At 57.9% G+C, this 9,495-nt stretch carries 7 protein-coding genes and 2 pseudogenes; all 9 read left to right on the top strand.

From position 1 onward, the window contains the following. Nucleotides 1-344 (top strand): annotated as a pseudogene (locus tag A612_RS08735) (glutamyl-tRNA reductase); the annotation flags it as partial. Between the two features lie 233 nt (nt 345-577). Further along, on the top strand, nt 578-1,174 hold the full coding sequence (locus A612_RS16550) for a GspH/FimT family pseudopilin (RefSeq protein ID WP_081501152.1): 597 nt from the start codon (nt 578-580) through the stop codon (nt 1,172-1,174). 23 nt (nt 1,175-1,197) lie between these two features. Further along, the gene (pilV, locus tag A612_RS08740; protein ID WP_241209536.1) at nt 1,198-1,806 is read left to right on the top strand and encodes a type IV pilus modification protein PilV; all 609 of its coding nucleotides are present in this window, start codon (nt 1,198-1,200) and stop codon (nt 1,804-1,806) included. A gap of 8 nt (nt 1,807-1,814) precedes the next feature. Further along, complete coding sequence (locus A612_RS16555) at nt 1,815-2,819, top strand: PilW family protein (RefSeq protein WP_081501153.1); 1,005 nt, start codon at nt 1,815-1,817, stop codon at nt 2,817-2,819. Next, on the top strand, nt 2,816-3,469 hold the full coding sequence (locus A612_RS16560; protein ID WP_241209537.1) for a PilX N-terminal domain-containing pilus assembly protein: 654 nt from the start codon (nt 2,816-2,818) through the stop codon (nt 3,467-3,469). The genes A612_RS16555 and A612_RS16560 overlap by 4 nt, the downstream gene beginning before the upstream one ends. Nucleotides 3,470-3,509: 40 nt before the next feature. Continuing rightward, complete coding sequence (locus A612_RS16565; RefSeq protein ID WP_075807032.1) at nt 3,510-3,983, top strand: type IV pilin protein; 474 nt, start codon at nt 3,510-3,512, stop codon at nt 3,981-3,983. 90 nt (nt 3,984-4,073) lie between these two features. Further along, nucleotides 4,074-8,081 (top strand): pilus assembly protein, encoded by a 4,008-nt coding sequence (locus tag A612_RS16570; RefSeq protein ID WP_241209538.1) that lies wholly within the window; start codon nt 4,074-4,076, stop codon nt 8,079-8,081. 107 nt (nt 8,082-8,188) lie between these two features. Beyond that, nucleotides 8,189-9,268: a peptide chain release factor 1 gene (gene prfA / locus A612_RS08750; RefSeq protein WP_040436432.1), complete on the top strand. Its 1,080-nt coding sequence runs from the start codon at nt 8,189-8,191 to the stop codon at nt 9,266-9,268. Nucleotides 9,269-9,288: 20 nt separating this feature from the next. Then, nucleotides 9,289-9,495, top strand: a pseudogene (locus A612_RS08755) (peptide chain release factor N(5)-glutamine methyltransferase); the annotation flags it as partial.

The raw sequence follows: 9,495 nt of genomic DNA on the forward strand, positions 1-9,495 counted from the left end.
AAGCGGCGGTCGCCCAGGCCGAAGCCATCATCGACGCTGGCGTACAGAGCTTCATGCACTGGATGGACCTGCGCCGCCCGGCCGGCCAGTCGGGTGCAGTGGTGCCGCTCATCCAGCAGCTGCACCGCCAGACCGACGAGTGGCGCACGGCCGAGATCGCCCGTGCCAAGAAACTGCTGGCCCGGGGCGAGGACATCGACACCGTGCTCGAGGCGCTCTCGCGCGGCCTGTCGCAGAAGATGCTGCACGGCACGCTGGCCGAGCTGCGCGCCGGCGACGCCACGGCGCGCGAGCAGACGGCCCAGGCCGTCTCGCGCCTGTTCCTGCGGCAAACGACACGGTAACCCTGCGGGGCGTTCCTAGGGTGCCCCATCACCACCACAGCTGTTCGGCCCACTTACAACCCGACCAGCGGCAGCTTCGCGCGCCCGAGCGGCCATGACTCAAAGGTTGTCGCCTTCTAGAATCGAGTTGCCAGCCTGCGCTCGAATGTGAGCCTTGTGCAGGGACGACAGCAAGACACTTGCCTTCCGCTACCCCAACGCCCTCGCTTGCAAGGCACCAGGAATCATCGAACATGCCCACCAAAGCGAACAATATTGGACGACCCAACCAGGGGATTACGCTCATTGAGCTTCTGGTTACGATTGCTGTTCTAGCTGTACTAGTGAGCATCGCAGCTCCATCCATGGCGCGTTTCCTGGCTGACTGGCGGGCATCCAGCGCCATCAATGCTTTCACCGGAAGTCTGCGTCTGGCACGTACTGAAGCGATCGCGCGTGCCCGTCCGGTGGTCATGTGTCGCGTCGCTACCGATACCAGTACCAGTTGCATCAGTTCCTCTGGAGCAAACGGCTTTGCCAGCGGTTGGATTGTCTTCGTCAACAACGATGGAGATGGAAATTTCAATTACTCATCAACGAATGGTGACGAACTGCTGCTGCGACAGACTTCCCTGCGCGGCATCCAGGACATCACCCTGACCAGGCCCGGGCGTTTCGTATTTCTTCCGAATGGCCTGCTCAACTCCAACAACAACGCCGTCAATATCGACGCCAACGGCTATGTATCCACGAGTTCTACTCCCTGGGCACGCAAGGCACTCTGCATCAGCAAGCCCGGACGCATGCGACACGTCGCAGACAGCGCGGATTGCGGCAGCAATGAACGTTGATATCAATGGAGCGGAGTCATATTGTGAACAGATCTTCGACCCTCCTGCCTGAGCAAGGCGCCACGCTGATTGAGGTATTGGTGGCAATGGTCATCATGGCCATTGCACTGTTGGGCATGGCAGGGGTAACCAGCGCCTCCATCAAATACAACCAGTTCTCCCGGATGCAAGCCAACGGCCTGAGCCTCGTCACCGACTATGCGGAGCGGGCTCGCGCCAACCTTAACGGCTTCGATGATTACGGGATCACCGACTCCTATGCTCCGAGCACGCGCACGAGCGCAGCCACGAATCCGACGACGCCCATCGCAAACTGTATCGTGGATGCCACCGACCCCACTCAGCCAACCAATACCTGCGGTACGCCGCTAGCCAACTATGACAAGGAACAATGGTTGACCACAGTCGCGAACCGCCTACCCGGCGGGACTGCCTATGTCGAGACCGAATTCACCCCTGCTCCACCGGACATGGAAAGCCTTCCGGCCACGCGCATCCTTAATATATGGTTGATATGGACGGCTCCAGAAGAAAGCAGTGGATTTGGCCGAGGTCGCAAAGACTGCCCAGCCGGCGCGAACATCAGCAACGCCGACTCCGTCAACTGCATGTCGTTTCGGATCACATTATGAGTCCATTCATGCATCCGCCACTGAGAAGATACTCAGAGAAACCCACTCCGCATGCGCAGACCGTCCAGGGCTTCACCCTCCTCGAACTCCTGATCTCACTGACCATCGGATTGGTGATCCTCGCAGCCAGCCTTCAGGCATACGTTTCATCCAGCCGGAACAGCCGAATTTCCCAACTAGAAACCCAGCTCAACGAAGATGGCATTCTCGCGTTGAATCTCATTCAACAGCAAGTCAAACAAGCAGGATATTCCCAGCAGCTTCGGCCGGCGTCTGAATCGACTGTCATGGGGAATTATAGCGGTCTGGCGGTTCGCGGTTGTGATCATGGTTTCGACAACGTGGGGGCTCCCTTTGATAACCTGTCGTGCAAATCCGGGCCCGGTCCTGCAGCTCTCGCCATACGCTACGAAGCCACACCCGACAACACGTCACCAACAAACGCGGGGGATCCCACCAACTGCATCGGCAATGGTATTTTGAGAGTGGAACCATCTCAGGTCGCACCGGCCATCAACCCGCCAGCAGGGCCGTATGCACTCGCCGACAATCGATACTTTGTGAAAACCAATGGAGGGCAACCGAGCCTCTCCTGCCAAGGGACGGAAAAATCCGGGAGCGGAGCCAATGCCATCGGTTCTGCACAGCCGCTGCTTCCGGACGTCGAAGACATGGTCATACGCTATGGCATAGCTACTCAGGGTTCGCTTGAGCTGGCCAGCAGCTATGACGTCATGAAACACCAGATCATCAAATACGCCACAGCCGCCGAAATAGATGCTCTGCCATCTTCAGGAACCATCACGGACCCAACCCAGGATCGGTGGTCGCGGGTGCTCAGCGTACGGATATGCGTGATCATGCGCAGCGAGCTCCCGGTCCAGGATGCGCCAGACGGAGCCATGAAATACAAGGACTGTGAAAACGTCGATAGAGGCATAACCGACAACTATTTGCGACGAGCATTCACCACGACGGTCTTGCTGCGCAATCGCTTGGTGACCCCTCCATGACACTACGGATTTATATCCTGTCTATCATGCAAGAAAAATACAGCTGTCAGACAGCGCGGCTTCGCAAGCCTGCACCCAGCTATCAACGAGGCACGGTCCTTGTTATTTCCCTGATCCTGATCGTCATCCTATCGTTACTGGGAACTTTTGCCATACGCAATGCAACCCAAGCCGAGCGCAGCGTCAATGGCATACGCTCCGCATATACAGCCAGGGAAGCGGCGGAGACGGCGTTGCGCTTCTGCGAACAGGTTGCCATCTATGATGGCGAAGACAAGGAATATTCCGAATGGGGATCAACCGGACTGCGCTCGAAGATTATTAAGGATCCTGTTATTACATCAGAGCAGGACAGCAGTGCGAAATGGCGCAATGCCACCAATTGGGAAGATGGAAGCCCTTCCCTAATTCGCGTGCCGGATAAATATTTCAAACGACACATAGGCGCCATGGCTGCAGCGGATTCGGCACAACTCAGCAATCCGCCTCTATGCGTGATACAAAAGCTGGAAACCGTTAGCACTCCGAAATTAGAGGGCTACCTCATTACAGCACGTGGGTTTTCCAACAACGCAAGCTTCGATGGCTCGTCTGGCAAGGCCAAACTGGGCGGTGAGGCATGGATGCAGTCTCTTCTGACGCGTGGATGAAGTGCTTCACAATTCTTCCCACACACACAGGACTATCACGATGATCGCACGAACGTTTCGGAAAGACGAAGGTTTTACGCTCATAGAATTGATGATCGTTGTAGCCATCATCGGCATCATTGCCGCGGTGGCCTTGCCCAACTACACCGAACACGTCAGACGTTCCAAGCGTAGCGAGGCTCAGGGAATCCTGCAGGAATCCGCACAGTTTATGCAACGCTATTATTCAGCCAATGATCGTTACACCCTGGATTCGGATTCCAACAACGATGCGACCAAGCGGATCCAGGTAGGCATGCTGCCTGCCGCTCTACAACAGTCCCCGAAAACAGGAACCCCAAGCTATACCATCGAAGTCAGCGCAGCCAATAATCCGCCTGCTTTTTTGCTCAAGGCCAAGCGGAGTGGCAGCATGGCGGTCGATCGCTGCGGTGATCTGACCTTGGACAGTTTGGGCGTCAAGGGACTGGAGAGCGCCGCAAGCGGACTCGCCGTAGGTGATTGCTGGCGCTAAATCATCCATGCCTGAAGCCCGACACGTACCTCAGCATCACACAAGGCAAAAATTCCCTTGTTCCAGGGCGTTCACGAAGGGAGAACGATCATGAACTTTCGAAAAACGAAACAAGCCTCTGTCATGAAGTGGCGACATAGCCGATACAGCGCTGACACGCTTGGCTTGACCTTGGGTTTGGCTTTGACCCTGGCAGTGATTTTTCCGGGCAGCGCGCAGGCGGCCAGCGCGCCCGCTCAGGGCCCGCTGCTGAATGCAGTATCTGGAGCCAAACCCAATCTGATGTTTGTCCTGGACAATTCCGGATCGATGGCTCTGGAGTACCAAGAGGGGTATAACGTCAACAACGCTTGCACCAACGCCAGCGGAAATAACTGCACAACCAAGGTCTGCCCGGCAGGCTACTATACGGACACACTGGTGCCAGGAACAACGGACAAATATATTCCGTATCGCGCTGCTGGGGGACAGTACTGCACCTCCCGCTCGAATGGGGGATCATACTACATCACCCCTAGCAATTATGTCGTGAACACCTATGGCTGGTATCAAATGCGATCCAGCGACATCAACACGCAGTACTACAATCCACGCATCACCTATCTGCCAAGAATAAAACCGGACGGCAGCGCAGAAGCCAACAACTACACATTTGTCGACAACCAAGCATCAAAAATGTTTGGCTACCAAAGCGGAAACTATGGTCTATATCAGTCCTTCTATGTTCCGGACCACAAAGAGTCGACCAACAATTCAGTTCCTGCAGGCAGAAAATTCACCTATGTGAATTGTAACAACAACGCATGCTCGAGCCGCTCTTCCGTTGAAATAACGTTCACATCAACCGCCCCCGTACCCCTCCCTCTGAATCACCAGCGCACGGATTGCGGCGGCCCCGGGGCATCTACATGCCCCGCTACAGCAGAGCGCAAAAACATACTGAATTGGTACAAGTGGTACAGGACTCGTATTGCTGCCTTGAGCACGGCCATGGGCCAAGCCATCCATCCCTACGAAGACAAATTCAGAATCGGCTATGTCCAGTACAGCGACGCCGCAAGAAATTCCGGTGGCTACAGTTACAGAACCACCATCAATCGAGGCGTGCGTTATTTCCGTGACGAACCAGGAAACAACTGGAAAACCCAACTCTATACTTGGCTTTATGGGGTCGATGCCTTAGGCGGGACTCCGACCCATCAGATTTATTCCCTTGCTGCCAAATACTATGCCAGAACAAGCGATCGCAGCCAAGGAAACCCCTGGAAAAACGATCCCACCAGCACAGCCAACGAAACAGACGGTACCGATCTAGCCTGTCGCCGGTCCTATACGATTCTGTTTTCTGACGGGGCGTGGAACGATGCCAGTTCCAGCGAACTGCCAGCAGCACAATACACCAATCTCATAGGAACGAATTTCAGCGGCAATCCCAACGGCAAGCCGGCGACCATGCAATATCGGCCTGCAGGAGCCAGCGGCCATAACGATGCGGATGAAGCGAAACGAATTGCTGCTCGCAGCATGTACGTTCCATACTCCAATGGCGGGAAAAGCAAGAACGGATTGGCGGACCTGGCTGCCAACTACTTCTGGAACTCGGATTTCAGTTCTCGCTTGCCGAATAATGTTCCACCAGTGCCCGGGCAGAACAACCCTACTTTCTGGCAGAACATGACCACCTTTACCATCGGCTGGGGCCTGACCCCTACGGGCGAGCGCAGTGATATTTCCGGAGGAAGGTTGACCTGGGCACAAATCGAGGACTATCGCAACAAATGGCTGGCGGGCGACCTCACTTATACCCAGCCCGAGTGGTCCGACGGCCGGACCATCGACCTTGCTACTGCCGGTGAGCACATGCGCATCAACGACTTCATCCACGCCGGGTTTGCTGGAGGCGGCAAAGCGTACAGCGTGTATTCTGGTGATGACGTACGCCGTGCCATTGATGACGCACTGAGCTCCATGGTGGGCAGCGGCAATGACGCCGGTGTTGCCGTGTCGGGAGATAGCGGGAATCTGAACAGTCTTGGAGGCCAAATCTCCTTCACCACCGAATACCAGACTTCAGACAATACTGGAGATATCAAAGGCTTTGCCTTGGACACCGATGGCGATTTTCTTAATGTGGACGCCACTGGGAAGCCGGTGCCTGTCTGGTCCGCGAATCTGCGCATGCCAACGGTTCAGAAACGCAAGATTTATGCGTTGTCGAACTACGACCCCGGTGTCAGCTCAGGAACGCGCCTGGAACTGAGCTACAACACCTCACTTTCCAGCCTGCCGGGCGATCTCAGAAGCGAACTCGATTCGGATGGGTTGCAGAAATCCGACTCGACATTCATCCGCTACCTGTTGGGCCAGAACGGCCTGCAGAACCGCAATGGCGCTCCGTACCGCAATCGTGCTACCGGCATAGCCGCATCGGTGAACTCCCCTCCGGTCTACGTCGGCGGAAGGCAGGACATGGGGTATTCCAGCTACGGCGATGTGGCCGGCAGGGAAGACTACGCAGGCTATGTAGAGGGCAAGAAGGCTTTGCCTGCAGCCATTTACGCTGCCACCAACGACGGAAAGGTGCACGTGATCAACGCAGCCAAGTCGGACACGGAGGTGAACTCGGGCGGCTCACCGGTTCGCATGGGCGAACAGTTGGCTTCATTCATGCCCAAGGGAGCCATGGGAAAGCAGACGACTCTTGCCGATCCCAACTACCAGTTCGAATATGTTCTGGATGGTCCACTGGCTGAGGAAGACATCTACAGCGGGACCTCCTGGAAGCAAGTGGTCCTTGGCAGTGGCGGGCGCGCTGGCAAGTTTCTGTTTGCGCTCAACTCGCCGCTCAACGCCAGGGACCGGACCCCAACCAAGAACGATTTCCTTTGGGAAGTGGATGACAAGACACCGGGTTATGGCGACCTGGGCAATGTGACCAATACCCCAACAGCCGGGCAATTGGATGACGGAACTTGGGTCATGCTCAACACCAGCGGACATTATGCCGGCGCAGGTAGGTCGGTCGGTCTCTACATCACTGAGGCCTTGACCGGCAGGCTGGTGAAATTCATCCCCCTTCCCCCCGCCTACAACAACGACGTCAGCACTATGAAGAACCGTGGTCTGGGTGGTGTGGTTGCAGTACGTGACATCAACAGGAAAATCATCGCAGCGTACGCGGGTGATGCGTCCGGCAACCTGTGGCGTTTCGATCTTCGCTCGCAAAAACTCAGCGTTTCCTACAATCGACCGCTATTCACCACGCCCGGCGGCAGGAACCAGCCAATCTATGCTGCTCCGGCCTGGCAGGTCCATCCCGGCGACGGCAACACCTGCTCGCACAGCGAAAACACATTGTGCGGGGCGATCGTGGTGGTCGGCACAGGCATACTCTTGGACGAAGATGACCTCTCTACTCCCGCTACCCAGCAAGCCATCTTCGGTATCTGGGACAGAACGCCCATCGGCGAAGACGACGTGGCTGGCCTCGGTCAGGTGAGTGCAGATGATCTCGTCGAGCAGACCATCGATGTCTCGTCCCGAAAGGAGGGAGAGGGTTCAGCGTCAGGGCGCAAGTTCTACCAGATCAGTAGTAACGAAGTGGACTGGAATACCAAGAAAGGTTGGATGATCAAGCTCGGGGTGATCACCTACCCGGGCGCCATGCCCAACGGGGAGCGCGTAGTAGGCGATGTAGCTAACCTGGGCGGGAGCGTCTGGCTCACCTCTTTCATTCCTGAGGACAAGGGCCTCAGCCTGGAGTCCTGCACCGCCACCAGCAACGTGCCGAACAACATGTATCTCGTCGACGCCTTGACAGGAAAAAACAAACGATCTTTTGACTATAACTCCGACGGCATCGCTGATCTGTATTCGGTGGTTTCGATTGCGGATGGTGGATTCACACGGGGTAACGTTACCTCGCGCAACCTGATCGGAAAGACCAATGAAGGTCACGTTGAACTCAATCCGCCGAAGGAATGCTCAGATGAGACAGGCTACATGACCGGCGCAGGCGGAACAGTGAAGGGCTTTGATGCTTGTGAACGCAAGGGCTGGCGTCGCAGCTGGAGCGAAGTGGTCAAGACTCCCTTTTAAATCATTTTCACAGAATCAAAGAAGCGCAGTTGCTGCCGTGTTTTTGATTTTTCGGCACCCAGTCATAATCGGCGATATCGGGTGCCATTCTTATTTTTGCAAACTTCATGCACCCCCACTTCGAACGCCAGCTGGAAAAGCGAGCGCGGCGCCTGCAGGAGCTGAACTATTTGCTCGGCCAAGCCGACGTGATGGAAAACATGAGCGCGTTCACGGCCCTCTCGCACGAACACGCCGAGGTCTCAGCCACAGCGGAACGCTGGGCCCGTTACCAACAAAGAAGTCGTGATCTAGAGACCGCACGCGGACTCGCATCAGATACCGATTTTGCCGTGATGGCACAAGAGGAAATTGCCGCCTGCGAAGCGGAGCTGGCCCAACTAGCAGTCGAGCTGCAGCGTCTTCTGCTGCCCAAGGATCCAGATGAGACACGCAGCGCTTTCGTAGAAATCCGCGCGGGGACGGGCGGCGATGAGTCGGCGCTCTTTGCCGCAGATCTCACCCGCATGTACAGCAGGTATGCCGCGAACGTCGGCTGGCGGGTGGAGGTTATGGCCAGCCATGAGAGCGAACTCGGCGGCTACAAGGAGATCGTGCTGCGCATCGAGGGCGAGCGCGCCTACGGCCGCCTGCGCTTCGAATCCGGCGGTCACCGCGTGCAGCGCGTGCCCGAGACCGAGGCCCAGGGGCGCATCCACACCAGCGCCTGCACGGTGGCCGTCATGCCCGAGCCGGACGCCGCCCAGGCGATCACGCTCAACCCGGCGGAGCTGCGCATCGACACCTTCCGCGCCTCCGGCGCCGGCGGGCAGCACGTGAACAAGACCGACTCGGCCGTGCGCGTGGTGCACCTGCCCACCGGCATCGTCGCCGAATGCCAGGACGGCCGCAGCCAGCACGCCAACAAGGCCAAGGCGCTGGCCGTGCTGCAGGCGCGCCTGGAGGACCGCGAGCGCAACGAGCGCCTGGCCCAGGAAACCGCCCTGCGCCGCGGCCTCATCGGCTCGGGCGATCGCTCCGACCGCATCCGCACCTACAACTTCCCGCAGGGCCGGCTGACCGACCACCGCATCAACCTGACGCTCTACCGGCTCGGCGCCATCCTGGAAGGCGAGCTCGACGAGGTGCTGGACGCCCTGCAGCAGGCGCACGAGGCCGCGCTGCTGGCCGAGATGGAGGCGGCCTGACGGCCCCCGTGCCCCTGCCGATGGACACTCCCCCGACCCTGCGCTGCGCCCTGCAGCAGGCCCAGTCCCAGGGCCTGGCGCGCATCGACGCCCAGATGCTGCTGCTGCATGTGCTCGGGCGCCCGGCGAACGACCGGGCCTGGCTGATCGGCCACGACGAAGAGCCGCTGCCGGCGCCCGCGGCAGCGGTCTTTGCCGAGCTGTGCCGCCGGCGGGCCGGGGGCGAG

The organism is Melaminivora alkalimesophila, assembly GCF_000282995.1.
In the GTDB taxonomy this organism is placed as follows: domain Bacteria; phylum Pseudomonadota; class Gammaproteobacteria; order Burkholderiales; family Burkholderiaceae_C; genus Melaminivora; species Melaminivora alkalimesophila.